The following is a 22,819-nucleotide window of genomic DNA, read 5'->3' as shown; positions in this document are numbered from 1 at the left end:
AGTATACCGTGACAAAAAAACCGACCGCGCTCGACCTGCCAATGGTCAATCCGCTGCCCGAGGCAACTCAGAAATATTTCGATATTTGTCAGGAAAAACTGGGTATGATCCCTAACGTCCTGCAAGCCTATGCATTTGATATTGATAAGCTAAATGCGTTTACCGGCATGTATAACGACATCATGCTCGCCGCCTCTGGCCTCAGCAAGTTAGAGCGTGAGATGATCGCGGTTGTCGTGTCATCGGTGAATAAATGTTTCTACTGCCTAACTGCACATGGTGCTGCCGTTCGCGAATTGTCAGGCAATCCAATCTTGGGCGAAATGCTCGTCATGAACTGGCGTGCGGCAGATTTGGATGCGCGGCAAACCGCGATGCTGGAATTTGCCGAACTCATCACCGTTTCCAGCGCCAAGGTAACCGAGCGCGATCGCCAAGCCCTTCGCGATACTGGCTTTACAGACCGTGACATCTGGGACATCGCGTCGGTCGCTGGCTTCTTTAACATGACCAACCGGATCGCTTCGGCCACCGACATGCGTCCTAACGACGAATACCATTCGCAGGCCCGATGATCCGTTTCTTATCTTTCGTTCTGTTGTGTAGTCCGACGTTCGGTTTGGCGTTGACGATAGATATGCCTGCGAATGCGTCGCGGACCGCTCTGGTGGACACCCCACTTCAGAGCTTTAACATCGCAACGGGTCCCTGGGATGGTCAATCCGTGCCAATGCAGATCATTGATGGCACCGTCACGACAGAGGTGTGGACGATTGATGCCGCTGGGCTAACAACGCTCCAAATCCTGTCACCCTTCAGGCAGCAGTTGGACGCCGAAGGCTATGACGTGATTTATGAATGCCGCACCGAAGATTGCGGCGGCTTCGATTTCCGCTTTGCTATCGATGTCGCGGCTCCGCCCGATATGCGCGTCGATTTGGGTGATTTTCGATATATCGCCGCCACAGGCCCTTCGGACACGGTCGCTCTTGTTATCAGCAAAACAGCAGCAGCAGGGTTTGTGCAGATCACACGCGTTGGGGCTGGTGAAGCACCATTGGCTGATGCGACAACAGAAACGATTCAATCGGTTTTACCTGAATTAGCGGCCCCAACCGAAGAGGGTTTGGCAGCAATTTTGGAAAATACAGGGCATGTGGCGCTCGCTGATCTTCGGTTTGAAAGCGGGTCATCGACCCTCGGGCCGGGGCCGTTTGAAAGCCTCGCGACCCTGTCGGACTATCTGCTCCAAAACCCAGATCGAAGGATTGCTTTGGTTGGCCACACCGACAGCTCTGGTTCACTTGAGGGGAACATTGCCCTGTCCCGACAGCGTGCAACCTCGGTCCAGACTCGCCTTATCGAAGCTTATGGCGTGCCCGCGACCCAACTCGAAGCGGATGGAACGGGGTATTTGGCCCCGATCGCATCCAACCTGACTGCCGAGGGACGCGAAGCCAATCGGCGCGTTGAGGCTGTACTACTCTCTACCGAGTAAACCGTGATCCGTCGAGCAACCGTGATGGTCGCCGAGAGCTTCTAGCACCCCACAAGTCTCACTAGTCCCATGATCATGGGTCATCGCGATCCGCGCTAGTTCCGCTTCTAGCCGCTGTAGGCGGGCAATGCGTTCACGGATATGATCCAGATGTGTTCGCGCAATCGCATGGGCCTCTGCGCAGGGCCGCCCCGGCGTATCCTCCATCGCGATCAAGTCGCGCACGGCATCTAGAGGCAGCCCCAAATCCCGCGCGTGTTTGATAAACGTCAACCGACGCACACCTTCAGCATCGTAGCGCCGCTGATTTCCTGACGTCCTATCGAACGGTTCTATCAGGCCGATTTCCTCATAATATCGGATGGTTGGGACCTTTACGGACGTGCGTTTTGATAATTCGCCGATGGAGTACATTTTACCCTTGAACCTCTAGTGACTAGAGGAATTAGGATGGAAGGAGACAAGTATTTCAAGGTATAAAATGGCCCATTCTCACCACCATCATCACCATCACATTGATCCCAAATCCGGTGATGGCCGTATGGCGCTGGCCGTCGGTGTGAACATATTGCTCACGGTGGCTCAGATCATTGGCGGCATTCTATCGGGCAGCCTCGCCCTTATCGCAGATGCCCTTCATAACCTATCAGACGCACTTTCGCTGTTCATTGCGTTCTTCGCACGCAAGATCGCCCGTCGGCCCGCCGATGACATCATGACCTTTGGCTACGGACGCGCTGAAGTCGTAGCCGCGTTGATAAATTACACCTCGCTGATCCTCGTCGGGCTGTGGCTGGCTTTTGAGGCGGTCATGCGATTTCTGGATCCCCAGCACGTTGATGGCTGGTTGGTTGTAGGTTTAGCCAGCCTTGCGCTTGTGATTGACCTCGTGACCGCTCGGCTGACGTTTCACATGGCAAAAGACAGCGTGAATATCCGTGCTGCGTTCCTGCATAACGTCGCCGATGCATTGGGGTCCGTTGCCGTCATCGTTGCGGGAATAGCCATTCTCGTTTTCGACTGGGTGTGGATTGACCCTGCGATCACGTTGCTCATCGCGGCGTATATTCTGTGGATGGCATCGGGCGAAATGGGAGGCGTGATCCGCATCCTAATGCTCGGCACGCCAGAGCATCTGTCACCCCAAAACGTGAAGACAACGATCATGGCGGTAGAGGGCGTGAGCGACCTCCATCACCTGAAGCTCTGGTCCGCCCAAGAACACGAAACCGCACTCACCGCCCATATCGTTATCGCACAAAGTGCATGGGGGAATGTCGCTTGGATCAGGCAGAACATCCGCACGACGCTTCATGAGGTTCATGGGATCGAAATTGTGACACTGGAATTGGAAACGGCGCCAGAGGTTTGCCCCTGACGCCGCTGAATGGATCAACTTGTATAGCAAATTACCAGCTATCTGGCCCTTTTTCCGCATAGGCGTGCACGAGGAAATCAATGAACGCGCGCACCTTCGGTTGGGTAAAACGGCCTGGCGGGTAGACGGCGTAAATGCCTTGGGTTTCGACAGGCAGATCGGGAATGGCTTCTTCAACGAGGCCCTGCTTCATCGCATCTGCATAAAGGAACGACGGCAGGTACGCGATGCCAAGGCCCGACACACAAGCGTTCAAAAGCGATTGGCCATCATTCACAGTGAGCCAACCCGCAGTCCGAACCTGACGCTTCTCACCGCTTGGCGCTGTGATCTTCCAAACCGCGCTGTTTGCTTGGTTCGAATAGTGAAGCAGTTTGTGATCGTTCAGATCATCAATCTTTTGCGGACGACCGTATTTCTGGAAGTAATGCGGTGATGCGATCATGCGACGGTTGGTTTCCGTCAGCTTGCGTGCCCGAAGTGTACTGTCTTCTAGCTCACCAATACGGATCGCCATGTCAAAGCCTTCGGAGATCAGCTCTACATAACGGTTGTTCAGCACCATATTGACGGTGATGTCAGGGAATTCCTGCAGGAACTCACCTAAGATTGGCGACAGGTGGTTCACACCGAAATCGGTAGCCACAGATATCCGCAACAGACCTGACGGCGCAGATTGCATCGAGGTGACGAGTGAATCCGCTTCGCCAGCATCGTTGAGAACGCGGCGGGCGCGGTCGTAATAGGCTAGACCAATCTCAGTCGGACTAACACGACGCGTCGTTCGGTTCAGAAGGCGCGCGCCAAGGCGAGCTTCGAGTGCGGATACGTGCTTCGAGACAGCGGATTTCGAAATCCCCATCTTTTTGGCGGCATCCGTAAAACCGCCCTGATCCACGACAGTGGCGAAGGCTTCCATTTCGGTAAGGCGATCCATTACTCGACCCTTTGATACTAATTCCTAGGCTCATGGTATCGTCGCCAAATCGGGCACAATCTGGGCCATGAGCGGACAATATCGGGGATTTTCGCGGACAATTCCTAATGCATAGGAATAGTCCGCGGGGCCGATCGGGTAGATCATACTTTGTGAAATCAGAGGGTTGCAGCCAATCTCGTGCCTTGGTCAATTGCCCGTTTTGCGTCCAATTCCGCCGCAACATCCGCGCCACCAATAACATGGCAGGGAATCCCTTCGGCTTCCAACGCATCCGCCAGAGACCTTTCGGACACCTGCCCAGCGCACAAGACAACGTTGTCACATGGGATCAGTGTTGGGTTTTGACGAGCTTCACCCGTCGACACCCAGATACCCTCGTGCGTGATGCGTTCGTAGTTTACACCGCCCTTCATCGTGACGCCTTTCATCTGGAGCGTGGCACGATGGATCCAACCCGTCGTTTTACCCAAACGGCGCCCTGGCTTTTCGGCCTTACGCTGCAGAAGGGTCACGTCGCGGATTGCGGCATCAGGCTGCGGGCCTTCGGGGGCGAGACCGCCCCGCTGTTCCGACGGGTCCGTCACGCCCCATTCGCGCAACCATTCTGGCAGGTCTACGGTCGGACTTTCACCAGTGACAAGGAATTCCGAGACATCAAAACCGATGCCACCTGCACCGATGACAACAACCTTTTTACCTACTTCGGCCCCCCGAAGGACGTCGATGTAAGACAAAACATGCGGCAAATCCTGACCTTCAATTTCTGGATCACGCGGGACAACGCCCGTTGCAATGACGACCTCATCAAATGACCGCAGCGTATCGACGGTAGCCGTTTCATTCAAACGTAGTTCAATGCCCGCTTCGGCAACCGCAGTACCAAACCAATCGACGAGGCCATGAAACTCTTCTTTACCGGGAACCTGTTTTGCGAGATTGAGCTGCCCGCCCAAACGGTCACTGCGATCAAAAATAGTGACCTTGTGCCCACGTTCGGCGGCCGTCAAAGCAGTTGATAGTCCTGCAGGACCAGCGCCGACCACAGCGATCGTTTTCGCCTCACTTGCAGTCGCAACCACCAACTCTGTCTCGAAACAAGCACGCGGGTTCACCAAGCAACTGCTCAACTTGCCGCCAAAGGTATGATCCAAACAGGCCTGATTGCAGGCAATACAGGGCGCAATTGTATCGGCCCGATCCGCCGCCGCTTTGGCAACGAAATTCGGATCAGCGAGGAACGGACGCGCCATACTCACCATATCCGCGCACCCATCGGCCAAGACTTCTTCTGCAACGTCGGGCGTATTAATACGGTTCGATGTGATGACAGGGATGCTCACATGACCCATCAGCTTTTTCGTGACCCAAGAGAAAGCACGGCGCGGTACGCTCGTTGCGATCGTCGGAATACGAGCCTCGTGCCAACCGATCCCAGTGTTGATGATCGTTGCCCCGGCTACCTCAATCGCCTTGGCGAGTTGGATCACCTCATCAAAGGATGATCCGTTCGGGATCAAGTCGATCATCGACAGTCGATAGATGATGATGAACTCAGGCCCAACGGCCTCGCGGATGCGGCGCACGATCTCAACGGGTAGCCGCATACGGTTCTCATAGTCCCCGCCCCAGCGATCCGTGCGCTTATTGGTATGCAAGACGAGGAACTGGTTGATGAAGTACCCCTCTGACCCCATCACCTCGACCCCATCATAGCCCGCTTCTTTGGCGCGGGTCGCGGCGGTTACGAAATCGGCGATCTGTTTTTCGATCCCTTCCTCATCAATCTCTTTAGGAGGAAAAGGCGAAATAGGAGATTTGATCGCAGAAGCAGACACACAGTCTGGTCCATAGGCATAACGCCCCGCATGAAGGATCTGCATTGCGATTTTGCCATCTGCCTCGTGCACACGGTCCGTCACGATACGATGGTTTGCGATGTCTTGGTCAGTGAATAGGCCCGCCGCACCGGGGAAAACACCGCCCTCTTTGTTTGGGGCCATGCCACCTGTGACCATCAGAGCCACACCGCCCCGCGCCCGTGTTGCGTAAAACTCGGCAACGCGGTTCCAATCCTTGGTCTCCTCCAGACCCGTATGCATCGACCCCATCAGAACGCGGTTCTTTAGGGTCACAAATCCCAGATCAAGTGGAGCAAGCAGGTGCGGATATTTCGTCATAGTGGCCTCCCTATTCGGGGGCACAATGCAGCGACTTTCCCAGCGCGTCACCTACAACGCGGCGTCACCGAATTACATCGTTTCTACGCAATGACGACGGAACGCTTTTTTCAAAAGGTCGAGCTCGGCCCGCAAGAGGTCCAACTCTGCACGAATATCTTCAGCAACGGGTTCGCCGCAGATAATGAAAAAGGTAGCGAGGGTTTCACCGCTATCTCTGTCTGCGATGATAAAGGTCTGCACGCCATCGCTCAGCACATCCGCAGGCACAGGAACGCGGACGACCCAGCCGCCTTCGGCACCAGTCACGTCAACGCCAGAAATCTCACGCGCCAGATGCGTAACAACAATGGACGGCGCTGTTTGTGTCGAGACAGTTAAGACGCCTTCCCAGACGCCTTCGAACAAGCGGGTTTTTGTCAGGGCTGGAGTTCTCATCGCGGTCCCTTTGATTAGAATTCAGCACGAGGATAACGGCAGAGCGTGAGGTCACGTACCGTTACCTGATTCATAGACGGGCCTTCGAAAATGAGGTCCATCCAAACTTTCTCGATCCGCTTCTCATTGAGCTTTGAATACCCAAGATCAAACTCGACCATTTGGCTGCTCGTCCCCAACGGCAGTTCGCGGACAATCTGTTCAACGTTGGGGCCGTGCTTGATGTTCAATCGCGCAAAAATCTCGAGCGGCTTTTCCGTCTCGATAATCGGGTCACAGCGGACAAGATGCTTCATCGTGAGGCCGTGGCAGGCCTCATCTGGAAAATCGATGGCGAGGCTCAGATAGGTGCCGTCAAATTTGAAAACATCCATACGCAAACCGTAAGGGGCAAGATCGGCTTCGCGAGTATTGCGCAATTGGCGGAGCGTCAGTTCGCTAATTTGGCAATCGTGATAGAGCGTGACCTCTTCGCCAATCATCGTCTTAGACGGTGCCGAGGCCATGCCTTTGACGCCCAAAGGACCACGCCACAATTGCGGGCGCCACGCCCAATCCGTGCCACGAGGGGTCGGAAACCGGTTTGCTCCGATCATCGGCAAAGCAAGACGTTCGTTCGCGACATAGATGAACTCATCCATCTGTGCGCGCACTTCGAGAGCCGAGAACAGCCGCCGCCGCACCAAGTCCAGTTTGCTGGTCTTCGCGTCTTTGACCATCTGCGCCAAATAGCGCATCAGGCGGCGCATCATGAATTTGTCGATCAGGTTCATCCTGCCCGAATGTCCCTTTTGTCTTGGCACAACCATGCCGACAATCCCCCGAGTTGGGTCATGCCGTCAAGCCACAGTCGGCACTTTTGTTGAAACATCAATCGCCTAACAGAGCAGTCGCTGCAGCCCGCAAAACTGCCAGCCCCTGTGCTTGATCAAGAGGCGATTGATCCCACCACCGCACAGAGATCGTGGCCATCCTGCCCTGATAATCAAAGAAGGCGCGCCACTGCGTCGGCTGAAAGCCATCCGACAAGGACGACGAGGTATCGCTAAAGAACACCTCAACGCGGTGATCGTGAACTTGAACATGATGCACAAATATCGTCGAAGGATCGCCTGCCCCACTCAGCAAAGCTCGACCATCAGGATGCTGAATCAACTGCGATAGCGCGTTTTCTGCCCCAAAGACGGCGGCGCTATCCGCTTCACCGATTTGTGCCGTGATCAAAGCAAGGCGAGAGGCGCCACAGGGAGTTGCCACCGTGAAGCCTTCTGCCAGACGACTTGCTCTTCGATCGAAACAGTAGCCTTCAGGTGCAACAACGGCGATTTCGCCGCCCAAAACATCAATAGACTTGGGCCCATAAGCCAAACCGTCGTCCAAAGTGCATGCAGACACCAGTAGCGAAGCGCCCCAAAACGCAGCCATTGCGCGCATCTTCAAATTCATAATCGCCTCCGGGTCGTGGCCCATTGCGGTTTAGGCGACGATACCTTTGGCATCAACCAGTAGAAGCGTTGATTGCAATTCAGGGCGGCGCGGCTTATTTCGGTCACCAATAGCGAACAAAGGCAAGCGCGATGAACTGGATTTCGAATTACGTCCGCCCGACGATCAACTCGCTCTTTTCTCGTCGTGAGGTTCCAGAGAACCTTTGGACGAAGTGCGGCGAATGTGGAACCATGCTGTTTCACCGTGAATTGGCTGACAATCAGAACGTCTGCACAAACTGTAATCACCACATGGCGATTACACCGCGCGACCGTTTCACCGCTCTCTTTGATAGCGGCATCTTTACAGAGGTGAAGGTTCCGACCCCAATCGACGACCCGCTCAAATTCCGTGACCAAAAGAAATACGTGGACCGGATGAAAGCCTCGCAAAAATCCACTGGCGAAAAAGAAGCCATGCTGGTTGCCGAGGGCGAGATTTTCCGAACGCCGATCGTGGCAGCGGCTCAGGACTTCAGCTTCATGGGTGGTTCGATGTCGATGTATGTCGGCAACGCGATCATCGCTGCTGCTGAACGCGCTGTCGAACTTGGCCGTCCGCTTGTTCTATTCTCCGCTGCTGGTGGCGCACGCATGCAAGAGGGTATCCTCTCGCTGATGCAAATGCCCCGCACGACTATCGCGGTTGATATGCTCAAAGAAGCAGGCCTGCCCTACATCGTGGTTCTGACACACCCAACCACTGGTGGCGTCACCGCATCTTACGCGATGCTCGGCGATGTCCATATCGCAGAACCCAACGCGTTGATCTGTTTCGCAGGCCCGCGCGTGATCGAACAGACCATTCGCGAAAAACTGCCCGAAGGGTTCCAACGCGCTGAGTACCTGCTGGACCACGGCATGCTCGATCGCGTGACACCGCGTGGCAAGCAAAAGGAAGAACTGGCGCAAATCATCCGAATGCTTATGGGCATGGATGCTGTTGTCGCGGCTGACCTTCCTGCGCCTGCTGAACAACCTGCAAAAGCGGAATAACCAAATCAAATGACTGCTCCGACTTCGGATTTGATTCTCGAACGGATGATGGCCTTGCACCCCAAGGTCATCGACCTTGTTTTGGACCGCGTTTGGCGTTTGCTGGATGCTCTTGGCAATCCGCAGAATGATTTGCCGCCCGTCATCCACCTTGCTGGAACGAACGGCAAAGGGTCGACGCAGGCCATGATCCGCGCTGGCTTAGAGGCGGAAGGTAAAAAGGTTCACGCCTATACCTCGCCGCACCTCGCACGGTTCCACGAGCGCATTCGGTTGGCGGGTGAGCTGATCTCGGAAAGTTACCTCACCGAAGTTCTGGACGAATGCTACGCCGCCAATGGCGGTGAGCCGATTACCTATTTCGAAATCACCACCTGCGCCGCGATCCTAGCGATGGCACGCACACCTGCGGACTACACTCTGCTAGAGGTCGGCTTAGGTGGTCGTCTGGACGCAACGAACGTTGTGGAGAAACCCGCTCTCTCGATCCTGACACCAATTTCGATTGACCACGAACAGTTCCTTGGTTCGACCCTGACTGCGATTGCCGGCGAAAAGGCAGGCATCATTAAACGCGGCGTGCCTGTCATCGTGGGCCCGCAGCAAGATGAATCCATGGACGTGATCGAAACAACGGCTGGCCGCCTCGGCGCGCCGATCTCTGCCTGCGGGCAGCAGTGGCACATTAGCGAAGAGCATGGCCGCATGGTCTATCAGGACGAACAGGGCCTCTGCGATCTACCGCTCCCCAACCTGCCTGGCCCGCACCAGATCCAGAACGCTGGCGCCGCGATTGCAGCTTTGCGAATGCTTGGCATGTCGAGCGTTGCGACTGAGGCCGCTGTAACCAAAGCCGAATGGCCCGCACGGATGCAGCGTCTGAAAGCGGGGCCGCTTATCGATTTGGCTGGCAATTGTGAGCTCTGGCTGGACGGCGGGCATAACCCAGCGGGTGGCGAAGCTGTTGCCAAAACACTGTCCCGCCTACCGCAGCGCCCGACCCATCTGATTTGCGGCATGCTGAACACTAAGGACGTAACGGGCTACATGCGCCCGCTGGCTGATGTCGCGCAAAGTCTCACCGCAATTTCGATCCCCGATGAGATCAATACTCTTCCAGCGGACACCACAGCGAATGCAGCGCGTGAGGCAGGTTTCGCCAAAGTGAAGACCGCAAATTCGACAGCCGACGCAATCGTGGAGATCGTCAAAGCAGATCCTGCCGCTCGTATTCTGATTTGCGGCTCGCTCTATTTAGCGGGTCACATTCTGCGCAGCAACGGGTAAGGGCGGCTGCCCCTACTCGGATGGCGCGAAAATCAGCGTCAAAATATACGTTCGATTCGAATCGCTCCCCTTGACCGCGAATCACCTAGACCGCTAGATTCATGGTAGAATTCGCTGTTAGACGCTAACGCGCGACAGCATACCGGCCAGGCAGGGCGGGGAGGCGGGCTATTTTGGCTCGTCTTTCTGTTTGTAACACACTGATACCGAATCATTTTTGTGAATCTCTTTATGGATGAACCCGTTGAGGCGATTCGCACGTTTGACTTGCGCCACCTGATTCTCCAAAATGCGGTCAAAGCGACGAAACACACAGCGCCTGCCAGCGCATAACAACAAGATGTGTTTCGAAGATTGGGGGACAGAAGATGTTGCGACTGTTTAGCAGTATAGCGATCGGACTCTGCGCGTGCTTTGGCGCCGCGCAGGCGCAAGACGTGAAGATCACCGACAATTTGCCCGAGGCGGTCATTGACCTGAACGGTACGACAGTCACGATCAGCCGTATTCAAGATACCGAGAACCTTTTGACGGGCGATTTCGCGAAAACGTCTCGCCCCTGCCCACCGTTTTGCATTCACCCGATGACCATTGCGGATGGTGTGGAGACTGTTGGCGAACTTGAGGTCATCGACTTCCTGTCCACCAAAGTCGCCGCTGGCAGTGGTTTGCTGATCGACAGCCGCGTCCCTGACTTTTTCGTTCGCGGCGCAATTCCCGGTGCCATCAATGTGCCGTTCACAACACTGGAAGCCTCGAACCCCTATCGCACTGACATCATCAAAGCGCTCGGCGCAGTTGAGGTTGGCGGTGGTTTGGATTTCACAAACGCCCTCAACCTCATGCTCTATTGCAACGGCCCATGGTGTGATCAATCGCCCCGCGCGATCCGAGGTCTACTAGAGGCGGGATACCCCGCCGAGAAACTGTTTTATTACCGTGGTGGTGTGCAGGATTGGGTCATGCTTGGCCTGACAACTGTTACGCCGTCGAATGACGGCTAAGCCGCTTAGGAGAAGAGTATTATGATCCGCACCGTATTAGGTTTTTTCATCGCGGCTTTGACGATCTGTATCGTGATTATTCTGGCACCGTTCTCGTCAGACGTCGAACCTGCCACGATTGACGTAACACGCAATGAAACTGGCAACGTGACTGCGCCCGTGGCTGCGCCGATTGGGTCAACGGGCACTTTGGCACCTGGCGTCGCCGAAGCCATCGCCCCAGCCCCTGGTGTCGCAGGTCAGGCAGCGGCCCGCATATTGGCGGCGTCCCGCGCGGGACAAGAACCAGAGCTAAAGATCCAAACCGACACGAGTTCTATCGGTGACACGACCGCTGGCGTTCTGGCGGCACTCGGTCTGGCAACAGGCGCGGCACCTGCGCCAACTCCCGCAGAGTTAGGCGGGGATGAAATGATGAACATGACCGCGAGTGTTCTGTCGGGCATCCGCGGCGCAACAGGACAACCCGCCGCCGCAGCACCTCAACAAAACGATCTGCAAACTCTGGTCGCGTGGGCGCTGAAAGAAGGTCAGTCGGATTCCTATATCGATGCGCTTTTGAACGAGGCCGCATCGGCTGGTCAGATCACCGTTCCAAACATGCTTGTGACGTCCGACGGTCGTGTGGATACCGCCACCCTCCTTGCGTCGATTGTTCAAGAGGCCACCGCCGCCACGACAGGCCAACGCGCAGCCGTTCCAACCACACCGTTGGGGCCGTCGGATGGCGTTGAGGTTCGCGTGGTTCAGCGCGCGGGTGAAACCGAACAATTCCGGTTCTACACCGTTGGTTCGGGCGACAGCTTGGGGTCGATCTCGGTGAAATTCTACGGGTCGGTTGAATACTACCCCCGCATTTTCGAAGCGAACCGCACAATCTTGTCCAGCCCTGATCGCATCCAAACGGGCCAGCGGTTGGTTATCCCAGAGCTGGGCTAAAAGAATAAGGGCGGGGAAATCCCCGCCCTTCCTTCATTCATCGACTGGCTTACCCCAAGTCCTGTCCTGCATTTCACGCAGGCGACTGGCGGTGCGTTCGAATTCGAAGACCCCCTCCCCTTCGAGGTAGAGCGTTTCTGGTTCCGATGCCGCGGAACAAATCAGTTCAACCTTGGCCTCGTAGAGCGCGTCGATCAATGTGACGAACCGTTTCGCTTCGTTAAAGTTATTGCGGCTGAGCGCAGGAATATCTTCGAGGATCAGAACCCGAACGGCGTCTGCAACAGCAAGGTAATCTGCTGGCCCCAACATCCGCCCGCACAAGTCAAAGAACGACGCCCGCGCCACACCGTTGCAGAAACCAGGCAGCGTTACATCGCGACCTTTAACTTTAAGAACGAGAGGGTGCGCACTATCCCCAGCAAAATCGGTCCAAATCGCCCGAATTGATGCTCGTGCGTCTGGCGTAATCGGCGTGAAATACCGTTTCTCGTCATGCAAGCGACCCTGACGGTGGTCCGTCTCGCTGACTAACTCGCGCACCTCTAATTGATCCTTAATCAGATCAATGAAGGGCAGGAAAAGTTGGCGATTCAGACCATTTTTATAGAGGTCATCTGGAACGCGGTTCGAGGTGGTCACAACCGTAACACCCGCCTCGAAGAGTTTTTCAAACAAACGCCCAACGATCATCGCGTCTGTAATATCGCTGATCTGCATTTCGTCGAACGCGAGGAGCCGAACATCTTTGACCAAGGCATCGGCAACAGGAACGATGGCATCATCCACGCCCTGCGCACGTGCCTTTGCCATTTCAGAATGGACCCATTGCATAAACGCATGAAAGTGCTCACGCCGTTTCGGTACATCGACCAAGGAATAGAGCAGGTCCATGAGCATGGATTTTCCGCGCCCGACGCCGCCCCAGAGATAAAGTCCGCGAACAGGTGTATGAGCGGCCTTGCGGAAGAAGCCCTTTTTAACTGGCGGCTGCGCTAGTTCAGTTTGAACACGTTCGAGCGCGTCCAAAACCGCTTCTTGAGCGGGGTCGGGTTTCAGGCGGCCTTCGGCAACGCCCGTACGATATGCATCAATGATACCAGTCATAAACCGCACATAGCCCGCAGCATGGCCAAAGAAAAGCCGCGCCGCATTTCAAACGGCGATGTGGGGCCGCACAAAATGTCATCGAAAATCTAAAGCAGCCAATTGACGGCGATCAAACGGCCCGACACTGTCGCGCCATGAACAAAAGCGCACCCCTCTTTACACCCGTCCTGATCACCGGCTGCATCATCGTAATGATCGGCTTCTCTATTCGTGCGTCGTTTGGGGTGTTTCAGATTCCCATCGCTACGGAATTCAATTGGTTGCGGTCTGATTTCAGCCTCGCAATCGCAATCCAGAACCTCGCATGGGGGATTGGGCAACCGATCTTCGGCGCTGTTGCCGAAAAGGTCGGCGATCGTAAGGCCATTATTCTGGGTGCATTGGCCTATGCTGCTGGTTTGATCCTGTCAGCGGGTGCGACGCTCCCGATTCAGCATCAGCTGTATGAAGTTCTCGTGGGCTTTGGCATCGCAGGCACTGGGTTCGGCGTCATTCTCGCCGTTGTTGGTCGTGCCAGCTCGGATGAGAACCGCTCCATGAGCCTCGCGATTGCAACGGCTGCAGGATCTGCGGGCCAAGTGTTCGGCGCCCCAGTTGCAGAGTTCCTTTTGCAGTCCATGTCATGGCAAAACGTGTTCCTGTGGTTTGCCGCTGCAATCCTCGCCACGCTTTTCCTTTTGCCGTTCATGCGCGCACCGCAGGTCGCATCAAAGGCTGAACTTCAAGAAAGCATGGGCACCATTTTGGGCCGTGCATTCCGCGATCCGTCCTACACAATGATTTTCCTTGGATTCTTTTCTTGCGGATATCAGCTCGCCTTTGTCACCGCCCACTTTCCCGCTTTCGTTGCGGAAAGCTGCGGACCGATTGCAGGGGGCACGTTCTTGGCAGGGATGGGCATCAACTCGACCTCTGCCCTCGGTGCTGCTGCGATCTCTCTGATCGGTTTGGCGAATATCATGGGGACGCTGTTAGCGGGTTACCTTGGCAAACGGTATTCAAAGAAATATCTGCTGGCGAGCATTTACGCCGCACGAACAATCGTCGCCGCTTGGTTCATCCTCACGCCGATGACACCCCTCACCGTTATTGTCTTCTCGATCGTGATGGGCAGCCTCTGGCTAGCTACTGTTCCGCTCACCTCGGGTCTGGTCGCGCACCTCTATGGGCTGCGCTACATGGGTACGCTTTACGGGATCGTGTTCTTTTCCCACCAGTTGGGAAGCTTCTTGGGCGTATGGCTCGGCGGCAAACTCTACGACATCTATGGCACCTACACTTACGTGTGGTGGGTTGGTGTCGGCGTCGGTGCGTTCTCGGCCTTGGTCCACCTTCCAATCAAAGAAAAGCGAACGGTGCTCGCGGCTTAACGCGCGCGCCACCGATCCAAGATGTACCGCGCCGTCATAAGATCGAGGTGAGCACCACCACCGTTCTTGAACAGGGTGATGTCATCGGGAGCGCGGGTAAAAGCATCCAATGTGTAGTAGTCCGCAACGACGTTCGCAGGATCATACTCCCCTGACTCAATAGGGATGCGCAGTTCGCCAATATCGTGGAGCACGGTGTCACGGCTATCCATGAACACACGTGACCGCAGAAGCGCCTCGGTGTCTGCCTCACGCAGGTCAGGTCGGAATGCGCCGATCAGGTCAACGTGTTGGCCCGCGTGGAGCCATTCGCCTTTGAGCACAATCTGTTTGGCTGGTGTCGCACAGGTGATGATATCGGCGGCACGAACGGCGGCCTCAACATCCGTAGTGGCCTCAGTCGCGGGATACTGTGCAGCAAGGGCCGATGCGGTATCTAACCGACGCCCTGCGATAATAAAATGAGCGTTCGGAAATAACGCGCCATATGCCTCGCGCAACGATGCAGCGACCGTTCCTGCGCCAATAATCACGATGTTCTCGCTCTCTGGTCGCGCCAAACGTCGAGCCGCCAGCAAGCTATCTCCTGCCGTTTTCCATTTTGTCACAAGGCCGAAATCAATAACCGCTTCTAGGTCGCCAGTCACATCCGACATAAGGTTCATTGCGCCGTTTACGTTGCGTAGCCCCTTTTCGTTGTTCTTTGGGAAGATCGTGGCGGCTTTGACCGCAATCCCAAGACCATCAATCCATGCGCTACGAGTGAGGAGCGTATCATCACCGCGATAGAGAAACGTATCGGCGATCTCTGCCTTGGGCAGAGTATGACCCTCGGCGATTGCGTCCGTTAGTCCAATCCAGTCAAGCAACGCCTGACCTTCGTCGAAAGGAACGATGTCGATCATATCGCGTCCTCCTCGCTCAACAGCCCTTCGGCAACAAGGCGATCTGCAAATCCCTGCGGATCAGTAAAGAGATGCGTGTTCCACCCACGCGCAGCGGCCGCAGCAATATTATCAGCCCGATCGTCGGCGAATAAAAGCGCCGTTGGCGCAACACCGCAATCGTCTTCTAGCATGCGATAAATCTCGGGCTCTGGTTTCACTTCTCCCATGTGCCCAGAGATGTAGCGACGGTCGAACTCTTCCAAGAACGGATATTCTCGCTCGCCGATTTCAAAAGTCTGAATGCCGAAATTCGACAGCGCAAACACGGGAACACCTTTGGATCGAAGGGCTCGCAACAAACGCACCGAGTGGTCGATTGCTGGTGACGCCATTTCGAGCCAACGCTCGTGCCACATCATGATTTCATCATGCCATTCAGGGTTCTGCGCTGCGCATTCCGACACAGCATCATACCAATTCTGACCGCGATCCACCTGATCATTCATGCCGTGCAGGTCGACGGCTTCGAACATCGCCTTGCGACGCTCCACCCCAATCACACGGTCATAAACACGTTCGGGATTCCATTCGATCAGCACGTTGCCAATGTCAAAAACGACGGCTTCGATACCCATGATTAGCCTCTTTTTATACGTTGCAACTCGCGCTCTAGGGCGTCGAGGAACCGTGAACGGTCTGCCTTGGAAAATGGTTTACCCCCACCCTGACGGAAGGGATCAGCCGACCGTAGATCCGCCATCAAATCCCGTGTCGCGAGGACGTTGCCAATATTGGCCTCGGTTAGAGCTTCGCCGTTGTGTTTAAGGACCCGCGCACCGGCAGCAACGCATTTGGCCGCCAGTGGGATATCGCCTGTAACAACCACATCGCCCTTGGTTGCACGATCAGCGATCCACATATCGGCGATGTCAGGTCCCTCAGGAACGATCACCGTTTCGACCAGAGGGTTTTGCGACGGACGAAGCCCGCCATTCGACACGATAAACATGCGTGTCTGATGACGGGTTCCGACCCGCTCTACCTCGGCCTTAACCGGGCAGGCATCGGCATCAACGTAGATCACGCGTAGAGAGCCTCTGCGTGGAATGCGATGTGATCTTCGAGGAACGATGTCACAAAGAAGTAGCTGTGGTCGTATCCCGGCTGCAGACGGAGGGTTGCTGGGATACGGCGCTCTGCGGTTGCGGCCCAGAACTTCTCGGTCATCAGATAGTCGGCGTATTGGTCATTCGCGCCCGTATCGACCAACAGCGGGATATTGAGGCCAACGTCGCGCATCAGAAGCGTCGCGTCATGTTTGGCCCATTTGCTTTCATCGGTGCCCAAGTAGGCCGTGAACTGCGGGCGGCCCCAGTCGCCAGCGGTAGGGTTACAGATCGGCGAAAACGCGGAGACCGAGCGATAGCGCGGCACGTTCATCGCAATTGTCAGCGCACCATGACCACCCATTGAGTGTCCAGTGATCGACTGGCGGTCCTCATCGACCGCGAAATTCGCAGCGATGATGCGCGGCAGTTCTTCCGTGACGTAGTCGAACATACGGAAGTGCGGTGCCCACGGCGCTTCGGTTGCGTTCACATAGAACCCAGCGCCCTGCCCCATGTCATAGGCATCATCATTCGCCACACCTTCGCCACGCGGCGAAGTGTCAGGAAACGCCAGCGCGATGCCGTGCTCTGCGGCCCAAACCTGCGCACCCGCTTTGATCATCGCGTTCTCATGGGTGCAGGTCAGACCCGCGAGGAACCAAAGGACGGGAACGGGCGCATGTTCAGCCTCTTCGGGCAAGAACAGACCAAAGGTCATATCGGTGCCAGTCGCTTCTGATGCGTGCCGATACACACCTTGAACACCGCCGTAGCATTTGCTTTGCGAAATCGTTTCCATTGATGACCTCCAATTAGACTTGGACCCAGGCGATCACAGCCGAGACCGTTAAAATGCTAAGCGCCGTCGAAACGAGGATCGACGCTGACACGCGCGCAGGGGCGACCCCGTAGTGCTGCGCGAGAATATAAACGTTGCCCGCAACGGGCAGCGATGCCGCCGCAACCATAACCGAGGCCGGGAAGGGATCAACTCGGAACAGGACAAACGCGGCGAATGCGACAGATGCAGGATGCAGCACCAATTTGGCAAAGCTGAGCCAACCCGCGACGACTAACCGTTCCGCAGATTTGCTCGCAAGCGACGCACCAATCGCGAACAAAGCACCTGGAGTGGCAGCAGCGCCAAGAATGGTCAGGAAATCATTGATCGGACGAGGGATCGACCAGCCAGATGCCGAGATCAACATGCCTACCACGATAGAAACGATCATCGGGTTCTTCAGAAGACCCATTCCAACTGTGCCAAAAACGCTCCACGACAAACGTCCGTGGCGGCTACCGTAGATCAAGATCACGATGAGCGACGAAAAGACGATCAGATCGACAACCAGTACCATCATAATCGGGCCGATGGCTTCTTCGCCGAGGAGCATGGACAACATCGGAATACCGAGAAAGCCCGTATTCCCGATCACACCAACCTGTGCCTCTACCGCGGCCTCAGCGGTGCCAAGCTTTCGGACTATGGCGACCGTGGTGACCAGCAAATAGACCGCCATCGATCCAACCAAATATGCCCCCATGAACGGCCAATCGATCAACTGGTCAAACGACAGGTTTGCCGAGAACCGGATCAGCATCGCCGATAGGGCAAAATAGAATACGAACTTGGTGAGATACGAGGTCGCTTCGGACGAAAAGAAGCCCGTTCGCCCTGACCCATAGCCCAGCGCGATCAACATAAAGAACGGGAGTGTTTGAAGAAGAATTGCCCACATGCAAAACGGCTAGCATGGCATGTGAAGGAACGGAACCCGCCTTCTTTGCTAAGCCAGATTAGGCGCGGTGATAGGGTGAACCAGACAGGATCGACGCGGCACGGTAGAGCTGTTCACTCAGCATCACGCGCACCAGCATGTGGGGCCAAACCATCTTGCCAAAGGACAACGCAGCATCCGCTTTGGCACGAAAGGCAGGGTCCAGACCATCCGCGCCACCGATGACGAAGGCGATGTCCTGACGCCCTTGATCGCGCCAGCCCCCAAGTTGGTCGGCAAAGTCGGGAGAGGTCATGACCTTTCCACGCTCATCCATGATGCAAATGAGAGCGCCATTCGGGATCGCTTTTTCAAGCAGGGCGGCCTCAGCCCCCATACCCGCGTTCTTTTTATCCTCCACCTCAATGACGTTCGCAGGACCGAGCGCAAGCGCTCGTCCTGTTCGGTCAAACCGTGTTAGATAATCGTCGATAAGGTTACGTTCCGGCCCCGCCCGAAGGCGACCGACCGCAACTATATGAACGCGCATCAGTTCAGGCTTCAGCAGCCCCTGTCGGGAGCCACATTTTTTCCAGCTGATAGAATTCGCGCACTTCGGGACGGAAGACGTGGACGATTACGTCGCCACAGTCGACCAGAACCCAGTCGCCAATCTCTGCGCCCTCGACTTTACAAATAATGCCGAACGCTTGCTTCATACGTTCGGTGAGCTTTTCCGAAACCGCAGCGACCTGACGGGTCGAACGGCCAGATGCAATCACCATGAAGTCAGCCATTTCAGTTTTACCGCGCAGAGGGATCTGCACGATATCTTCGGCTTTGTCGTCTTCGAGAGACGCAACGACAGCGGCGAGAATGTCATCGCTCGTTACGTTATTAGAAGCCACGGTCATCGCTGGCTCCATGTGGGCAGTCGCATCTGCCGAGGTATTGAAAGACAGGTCATTGTCCTCCGGGGTTGCGCGTCGTCCAAACCCCGACGCTGGGCCTGTGCTAAAGGTAGCAGCGCATCGCTTTATTTTCAACAGAACAGGACCGCAACAGCAAACAACGTATAGATTCACATATGTGACATTCCACCCACGCAGAGTTTCCTTGCGAGACTCACCAAAAATAACTATGTGACCGCCCATGATCCAAATTTTCGACATGGATGACCGCGCGCGTTTGCGTGAACGGTTTTACGGCGAAAGCCGTTCGATCCTCGCCCGACTGTAATGTTGCGCGAGGCGCAGCACCGTTGCGCCTGTCCTCACGATCTGACTTTCAACATTTCCAAAGGTAAGAGCCATGTCGCCCAAGACGCTCTATGACAAAATCTGGGACGCACACGTCGTCCAACAATCCGAAGACGGCACCTGCTTGCTGTACATCGACCGCCACCTCGTTCACGAAGTGACCTCGCCGCAGGCATTCGAAGGTCTGCGTATGGCTGGCCGCAAAGTGCGCGCTCCGGAAAAAACCATCGCTGTTCCGGATCACAACGTTCCGACCACTCTGGACCGTGCGGACCCAGCGACCATGACCGAAGACAGCCGCATTCAGGTTGCTGCGCTCGACAAGAACGCCAAAGAGTTCGGTATCAACTACTACCCAGTGTCCGACGTTCGTCAGGGCATCGTGCACATCGTCGGCCCAGAGCAGGGTTGGACCCTTCCGGGCATGACCGTCGTGTGTGGCGACAGCCACACCGCAACTCACGGCGCATTTGGTGCACTGGCACATGGCATCGGTACGTCCGAGGTTGAGCACGTTCTGGCGACCCAGACGCTCATCCAGAAGAAGTCGAAGAACATGAAAGTGGAAATCACTGGCAAACTGATGCCGGGTGTGACCGCGAAAGACATCACTCTGGCTGTGATCGGCGCAACTGGCACCGCTGGCGGTACTGGTTATGTCATCGAATACTGCGGCGAAGCGATCCGCGATCTGTCGATGGAAGGCCGCATGACCGTCTGTAACATGGCAATCGAAGGCGGCGCACGCGCTGGTTTGATCGCTCCTGATCAGAAAACCTTCGACTACGTTAAAGGCCGTCCGCATGCTCCGAAAGGCGCTGACTACGATGCGGCTGTTGAATACTGGAAAACCCTGTTCACCGACGAAGGCGCACACTTCGATAAAGTTGTGACCCTCAAAGGTGAAGAGATCGAACCCGTTGTAACTTGGGGCACCTCGCCCGAAGACGTTCTGCCGATCTCTGCTGTCGTTCCGTCGCCGGAAGACTTCAAAGGCGGTAAAGTCGAAGCTGCGAAACGCGCGATCGAATACATGGGTCTGACCTCTGGTCAGAAACTGACCGATATCAAAATCGACACCGTGTTCATCGGGTCCTGCACCAACGGCCGTATCGAAGACCTTCGCGCCGCTGCAGAAATCCTGAAGGGCAAAAAAGTCAAAGACGGCATGCGTGCTATGGTCGTTCCTGGTTCGGGCCTCGTCCGTGCTCAGGCCGAAGAAGAAGGCATCGCGCAGATCTTTATCGATGCTGGCTTTGAATGGCGTATGGCAGGTTGCTCCATGTGTCTCGCGATGAACCCCGACCAATTGGCCGAGGGCGAGCGTTGCGCATCCACCTCCAACCGCAACTTTGAAGGCCGTCAGGGCTACAAGGGCCGCACCCACCTCGTTTCGCCGGCAATGGCTGCAGCTGCTGCAATCACCGGTAAACTCACCGACGTTCGGGAGATGATGTAATGGAAAAGTTTGAAACACTTCAGGGTATCGCAGCACCGATGCCGTTGGTGAACATCGACACCGATATGATCATCCCAAAGATCTTCCTTAAGACGATCAAACGTTCGGGTCTGGGTGTAAACCTGTTCGACGAAATGCGTTACGACCGTCAGGGCAACGAAATCGCTGATTTCGTCCTGAACAAACCGCAGTATCGCGACGCACAGATTCTTGTCGCCGGCGACAACTTCGGCTGTGGTTCGTCGCGCGAACACGCGCCGTGGGCTATTGCTGACTTTGGCATCAAATGCGTGATCTCGACCTCGTTCGCAGACATCTTCTTTAACAACTGCTTCAAGAACGGCATCCTGCCAATCGTCTTCCCGCAGGATGTTGTCGATGTTCTGATGAAAGACGCGGAAAAGGGCTCTAACGCTCGTATGACCGTTGATCTTGAGAATCAGGTTGTCACCACTTCGGACGGCCAAGAGTTCGCCTTCGAAGTCGACGCGTTCAAAAAACACTGCCTGATGAACGGTTTGGACGATATCGGCCTAACCATGGAGCATGTTTCGGCGATTGACGCGTTCGAAGCAAAGTCCAACGCAGAGCGTCCGTGGCTCTAAGCCACAAGATATAGCGTTACTTTAGCGGGGATCGTCCAAAAGGCGGTCCCCGCTATACATTTGGATACAGGACAAATGTAGTCTGCCACATTTCGTGCCACAGTTTCGCCCGCCAAAGCACCGCTTTGAAATGGTTGCATTCTCGCACCACTCATGCCGCAAAACCGCCCAATAGATTTCGTCATATTAACCCGTTAGTTGCAGCGGGGTCCGAAAATGGGCAACATTATGTCAAAGATGAGGCAGATCGTGCATATCGCACGAGGTCAAACTGGAAACAGGACACGGCAAAGCATCGGGTCCGGCCGGATTGAGGAAAAAAGAGAAGTGTTTTCGCGAATTGCAGGGGCAGTTCTGCGTGCAGCGTTTGTGGTGTTGCTTGTTGCGACTCCGTCAATGCTGTTACCGGGCACCCATTCAGACACCACCCAAATCGTCGCCCTTGTGGCGCTGATCGCGGCTGTCTTTACGTTCGTGGAATACAACTCGGACTATCCGAGCTTGGTCGAATTCCGCGATGCACCGCCATTCAATCGCATCCGTTTCATCGCATTGTTCCTCAGTGTGTTCTTCATCACGTTGATCGTACGCGGGAAGTTCGAACAAACCACGCTGACACTGTTTATTTCGGCCGTCGGGCATCGCCTGTCCGAGATGATCGACTTCCCGTATTCCCCTGTCCGCTTGATGGTTCTGATGCTACCCCAAGACGCCGATTTGGACCTAATCCAGTCGCTACGCACCGCTGCGGGCATCTCCTACCTTGTTTCCATCGTGTCCTTGGCGAGCTTTGTTCTCGCTCTGCGCATGAACCAATGGCCGTCGCGCACAAGTGGCTTCAACGTATGGACCAACATGCCGACGTTCGACCCGACGGCAGGTGGGGACATTGTGGAACGCCTTCAACGCGATGGCCAAGTTAACATTATCTTTGGATTTCTCCTGCCATTTGTCCTTCCGGCCTTCGTAAAGCTGGCCTCGGACTTTATTGACCCGATCAGCTTAGCAGAGCCGCACACGTTGATTTGGACGGTTTCGGCATGGGCGTTCTTACCTGCGTCACTCCTAATGCGCGGGATCGCGATGGGGCGCGTGGCACAACTGATCGAAGACAAACGTCGTCGCACCTTGTCCGACGATTCCTTGCAGCTTGCCTGA

At 55.6% G+C, this 22,819-nt stretch carries 25 protein-coding genes; 11 read left to right on the top strand and 14 right to left on the bottom strand.

The window, feature by feature from the left end:
- Window positions 1-8 precede the first annotated feature (8 nt).
- Together QWY83_RS01515 and QWY83_RS01510 are read left to right on the top strand one after the other, a co-directional pair.
- Window positions 9-575 carry a peroxidase-related enzyme gene (locus QWY83_RS01515; RefSeq protein ID WP_290245261.1) on the top strand — a complete coding sequence of 189 codons (567 nt, stop codon included), beginning with the start codon at window positions 9-11 and terminating at the stop codon, window positions 573-575.
- A complete protein-coding gene (locus tag QWY83_RS01510) occupies window positions 572-1,498 on the top strand; it encodes an OmpA family protein (protein WP_249946795.1) in 927 nt (308 codons plus the stop codon). Before QWY83_RS01515 ends, QWY83_RS01510 begins: the two co-directional genes overlap by 4 nt.
- Here QWY83_RS01510 and QWY83_RS01505 read toward each other — a convergent pair.
- Window positions 1,481-1,912 (bottom strand): MerR family transcriptional regulator, encoded by a 432-nt coding sequence (locus tag QWY83_RS01505; RefSeq protein WP_249946794.1) that lies wholly within the window; start codon window positions 1,910-1,912, stop codon window positions 1,481-1,483. The genes QWY83_RS01510 and QWY83_RS01505 overlap by 18 nt on opposite strands.
- 67 nt (window positions 1,913-1,979) lie before the next feature.
- Between QWY83_RS01505 and QWY83_RS01500 the strand changes: the two genes are divergently transcribed.
- Complete coding sequence (locus tag QWY83_RS01500; protein ID WP_249946793.1) at window positions 1,980-2,876, top strand: cation diffusion facilitator family transporter; 897 nt, start codon at window positions 1,980-1,982, stop codon at window positions 2,874-2,876.
- 31 nt (window positions 2,877-2,907) lie between these two features.
- On the opposite strand, the gene QWY83_RS01495 is transcribed toward QWY83_RS01500, so the two are convergent.
- The 5 genes from QWY83_RS01495 to QWY83_RS01475 form a co-directional block, all read right to left on the bottom strand.
- Window positions 2,908-3,813, bottom strand: coding sequence for a LysR family transcriptional regulator (locus QWY83_RS01495; RefSeq protein WP_067547198.1), 906 nt, complete (start codon window positions 3,811-3,813; stop codon window positions 2,908-2,910).
- 158 nt (window positions 3,814-3,971) lie between these two features.
- Entirely contained in the window at window positions 3,972-5,993 is a 2,022-nt protein-coding gene (locus tag QWY83_RS01490; RefSeq protein ID WP_249946792.1) for an NADPH-dependent 2,4-dienoyl-CoA reductase, read from the bottom strand.
- A gap of 72 nt (window positions 5,994-6,065) precedes the next feature.
- The gene (locus QWY83_RS01485) at window positions 6,066-6,431 is read right to left on the bottom strand and encodes a hypothetical protein (protein ID WP_249946791.1); all 366 of its coding nucleotides are present in this window, start codon (window positions 6,429-6,431) and stop codon (window positions 6,066-6,068) included.
- Between the two features lie 14 nt (window positions 6,432-6,445).
- Window positions 6,446-7,204 (bottom strand): DUF6478 family protein, encoded by a 759-nt coding sequence (locus QWY83_RS01480; protein ID WP_249946790.1) that lies wholly within the window; start codon window positions 7,202-7,204, stop codon window positions 6,446-6,448.
- A gap of 97 nt (window positions 7,205-7,301) precedes the next feature.
- The gene (locus QWY83_RS01475; protein ID WP_249946789.1) at window positions 7,302-7,877 is read right to left on the bottom strand and encodes a hypothetical protein; all 576 of its coding nucleotides are present in this window, start codon (window positions 7,875-7,877) and stop codon (window positions 7,302-7,304) included.
- A gap of 131 nt (window positions 7,878-8,008) precedes the next feature.
- Between QWY83_RS01475 and accD the strand changes: the two genes are divergently transcribed.
- From accD to QWY83_RS01455, 4 genes are all read left to right on the top strand, one after another.
- Entirely contained in the window at window positions 8,009-8,914 is a 906-nt protein-coding gene (gene accD / locus QWY83_RS01470) for an acetyl-CoA carboxylase, carboxyltransferase subunit beta (protein ID WP_249946788.1), read from the top strand.
- Window positions 8,915-8,923: 9 nt separating this feature from the next.
- Entirely contained in the window at window positions 8,924-10,201 is a 1,278-nt protein-coding gene (locus QWY83_RS01465; RefSeq protein WP_249946787.1) for a bifunctional folylpolyglutamate synthase/dihydrofolate synthase, read from the top strand.
- Between the two features lie 437 nt (window positions 10,202-10,638).
- Entirely contained in the window at window positions 10,639-11,205 is a 567-nt protein-coding gene (locus QWY83_RS01460; RefSeq protein WP_249946786.1) for a rhodanese-like domain-containing protein, read from the top strand.
- A gap of 21 nt (window positions 11,206-11,226) precedes the next feature.
- Window positions 11,227-12,144 (top strand): LysM peptidoglycan-binding domain-containing protein, encoded by a 918-nt coding sequence (locus QWY83_RS01455; RefSeq protein ID WP_249946785.1) that lies wholly within the window; start codon window positions 11,227-11,229, stop codon window positions 12,142-12,144.
- 33 nt (window positions 12,145-12,177) lie between these two features.
- On the opposite strand, the gene zapE is transcribed toward QWY83_RS01455, so the two are convergent.
- Window positions 12,178-13,251, bottom strand: coding sequence for a cell division protein ZapE (gene zapE, locus QWY83_RS01450; RefSeq protein WP_249946784.1), 1,074 nt, complete (start codon window positions 13,249-13,251; stop codon window positions 12,178-12,180).
- A gap of 137 nt (window positions 13,252-13,388) precedes the next feature.
- On the opposite strand from zapE, the gene QWY83_RS01445 reads away from it, so the two are divergent.
- Window positions 13,389-14,624 (top strand): MFS transporter, encoded by a 1,236-nt coding sequence (locus QWY83_RS01445; RefSeq protein ID WP_249946783.1) that lies wholly within the window; start codon window positions 13,389-13,391, stop codon window positions 14,622-14,624.
- On the opposite strand, the gene QWY83_RS01440 is transcribed toward QWY83_RS01445, so the two are convergent.
- The 7 genes from QWY83_RS01440 to rsfS are packed head-to-tail and all read right to left on the bottom strand — an operon-like array spanning window position 14,621 to window position 19,264.
- Window positions 14,621-15,529 (bottom strand): ornithine cyclodeaminase family protein, encoded by a 909-nt coding sequence (locus QWY83_RS01440; protein ID WP_249946782.1) that lies wholly within the window; start codon window positions 15,527-15,529, stop codon window positions 14,621-14,623. The two genes, QWY83_RS01445 and QWY83_RS01440, sit on opposite strands and share 4 nt — an antisense overlap.
- Complete coding sequence (locus tag QWY83_RS01435) at window positions 15,526-16,146, bottom strand: HAD-IA family hydrolase (RefSeq protein ID WP_249946781.1); 621 nt, start codon at window positions 16,144-16,146, stop codon at window positions 15,526-15,528. The genes QWY83_RS01440 and QWY83_RS01435 overlap by 4 nt, the downstream gene beginning before the upstream one ends.
- A 2-nt stretch (window positions 16,147-16,148) precedes the next feature.
- Window positions 16,149-16,595 (bottom strand): YaiI/YqxD family protein, encoded by a 447-nt coding sequence (locus tag QWY83_RS01430; protein ID WP_211096410.1) that lies wholly within the window; start codon window positions 16,593-16,595, stop codon window positions 16,149-16,151.
- Window positions 16,592-17,419 carry an S-formylglutathione hydrolase gene (fghA, locus tag QWY83_RS01425; protein ID WP_249946780.1) on the bottom strand — a complete coding sequence of 276 codons (828 nt, stop codon included), beginning with the start codon at window positions 17,417-17,419 and terminating at the stop codon, window positions 16,592-16,594. The genes QWY83_RS01430 and fghA overlap by 4 nt, the downstream gene beginning before the upstream one ends.
- Before the next feature lie 13 nt (window positions 17,420-17,432).
- Entirely contained in the window at window positions 17,433-18,359 is a 927-nt protein-coding gene (locus QWY83_RS01420; RefSeq protein WP_249946779.1) for an AEC family transporter, read from the bottom strand.
- 58 nt (window positions 18,360-18,417) lie between these two features.
- Window positions 18,418-18,888, bottom strand: a complete 471-nt coding sequence (gene rlmH / locus QWY83_RS01415) for a 23S rRNA (pseudouridine(1915)-N(3))-methyltransferase RlmH (RefSeq protein WP_249946778.1) — start codon at window positions 18,886-18,888, stop codon at window positions 18,418-18,420.
- 4 nt (window positions 18,889-18,892) lie between these two features.
- Window positions 18,893-19,264 carry a ribosome silencing factor gene (rsfS, locus tag QWY83_RS01410; RefSeq protein WP_231924726.1) on the bottom strand — a complete coding sequence of 124 codons (372 nt, stop codon included), beginning with the start codon at window positions 19,262-19,264 and terminating at the stop codon, window positions 18,893-18,895.
- A gap of 385 nt (window positions 19,265-19,649) precedes the next feature.
- On the opposite strand from rsfS, the gene leuC reads away from it, so the two are divergent.
- The 3 genes from leuC (at window position 19,650) to QWY83_RS01395 (ending at window position 22,819) form a co-directional block, all read left to right on the top strand.
- On the top strand, window positions 19,650-21,056 hold the full coding sequence (gene leuC, locus QWY83_RS01405; protein WP_249946777.1) for a 3-isopropylmalate dehydratase large subunit: 1,407 nt from the start codon (window positions 19,650-19,652) through the stop codon (window positions 21,054-21,056).
- Window positions 21,056-21,661, top strand: coding sequence for a 3-isopropylmalate dehydratase small subunit (gene leuD / locus QWY83_RS01400; protein ID WP_105235999.1), 606 nt, complete (start codon window positions 21,056-21,058; stop codon window positions 21,659-21,661). The genes leuC and leuD overlap by 1 nt, the downstream gene beginning before the upstream one ends.
- A 327-nt stretch (window positions 21,662-21,988) precedes the next feature.
- The gene (locus tag QWY83_RS01395; protein ID WP_249946776.1) at window positions 21,989-22,819 is read left to right on the top strand and encodes a hypothetical protein; all 831 of its coding nucleotides are present in this window, start codon (window positions 21,989-21,991) and stop codon (window positions 22,817-22,819) included.

This window comes from Marivivens donghaensis (genome assembly GCF_030410045.1).
GTDB lineage: Bacteria > Pseudomonadota > Alphaproteobacteria > Rhodobacterales > Rhodobacteraceae > Marivivens > Marivivens donghaensis.
Note: the sequence above shows the minus strand (reverse complement) of the source record. Positions and strands in the feature narration are given on the sequence as shown.

What these genes read in the sequence shown, in the direction of transcription:
- QWY83_RS01475 (WP_249946789.1), bottom strand. Translation starts at nt 7,877, where the DNA reads ATGAATTTGAAGATGCGCGCAATGGCTGCGTTTTGGGGCGCTTCGCTA.
- fghA (WP_249946780.1), bottom strand. Translation starts at nt 17,419, where the DNA reads ATGGAAACGATTTCGCAAAGCAAATGCTACGGCGGTGTTCAAGGTGTG.
- zapE (WP_249946784.1), bottom strand. Translation starts at nt 13,251, where the DNA reads ATGACTGGTATCATTGATGCATATCGTACGGGCGTTGCCGAAGGCCGC.
- QWY83_RS01440 (WP_249946782.1), bottom strand. Translation starts at nt 15,529, where the DNA reads ATGATCGACATCGTTCCTTTCGACGAAGGTCAGGCGTTGCTTGACTGG.
- rlmH (WP_249946778.1), bottom strand. Translation starts at nt 18,888, where the DNA reads ATGCGCGTTCATATAGTTGCGGTCGGTCGCCTTCGGGCGGGGCCGGAA.
- QWY83_RS01505 (WP_249946794.1), bottom strand. Translation starts at nt 1,912, where the DNA reads ATGTACTCCATCGGCGAATTATCAAAACGCACGTCCGTAAAGGTCCCA.
- leuC (WP_249946777.1), top strand. Translation starts at nt 19,650, where the DNA reads ATGTCGCCCAAGACGCTCTATGACAAAATCTGGGACGCACACGTCGTC.
- QWY83_RS01435 (WP_249946781.1), bottom strand. Translation starts at nt 16,146, where the DNA reads ATGGGTATCGAAGCCGTCGTTTTTGACATTGGCAACGTGCTGATCGAA.
- QWY83_RS01485 (WP_249946791.1), bottom strand. Translation starts at nt 6,431, where the DNA reads ATGAGAACTCCAGCCCTGACAAAAACCCGCTTGTTCGAAGGCGTCTGG.
- accD (WP_249946788.1), top strand. Translation starts at nt 8,009, where the DNA reads ATGAACTGGATTTCGAATTACGTCCGCCCGACGATCAACTCGCTCTTT.
- QWY83_RS01420 (WP_249946779.1), bottom strand. Translation starts at nt 18,359, where the DNA reads ATGTGGGCAATTCTTCTTCAAACACTCCCGTTCTTTATGTTGATCGCG.
- QWY83_RS01455 (WP_249946785.1), top strand. Translation starts at nt 11,227, where the DNA reads ATGATCCGCACCGTATTAGGTTTTTTCATCGCGGCTTTGACGATCTGT.
- leuD (WP_105235999.1), top strand. Translation starts at nt 21,056, where the DNA reads ATGGAAAAGTTTGAAACACTTCAGGGTATCGCAGCACCGATGCCGTTG.
- rsfS (WP_231924726.1), bottom strand. Translation starts at nt 19,264, where the DNA reads ATGGAGCCAGCGATGACCGTGGCTTCTAATAACGTAACGAGCGATGAC.
- QWY83_RS01465 (WP_249946787.1), top strand. Translation starts at nt 8,924, where the DNA reads ATGACTGCTCCGACTTCGGATTTGATTCTCGAACGGATGATGGCCTTG.
- QWY83_RS01495 (WP_067547198.1), bottom strand. Translation starts at nt 3,813, where the DNA reads ATGGATCGCCTTACCGAAATGGAAGCCTTCGCCACTGTCGTGGATCAG.
- QWY83_RS01445 (WP_249946783.1), top strand. Translation starts at nt 13,389, where the DNA reads ATGAACAAAAGCGCACCCCTCTTTACACCCGTCCTGATCACCGGCTGC.
- QWY83_RS01490 (WP_249946792.1), bottom strand. Translation starts at nt 5,993, where the DNA reads ATGACGAAATATCCGCACCTGCTTGCTCCACTTGATCTGGGATTTGTG.
- QWY83_RS01500 (WP_249946793.1), top strand. Translation starts at nt 1,980, where the DNA reads ATGGCCCATTCTCACCACCATCATCACCATCACATTGATCCCAAATCC.
- QWY83_RS01510 (WP_249946795.1), top strand. Translation starts at nt 572, where the DNA reads ATGATCCGTTTCTTATCTTTCGTTCTGTTGTGTAGTCCGACGTTCGGT.
- QWY83_RS01480 (WP_249946790.1), bottom strand. Translation starts at nt 7,204, where the DNA reads ATGAACCTGATCGACAAATTCATGATGCGCCGCCTGATGCGCTATTTG.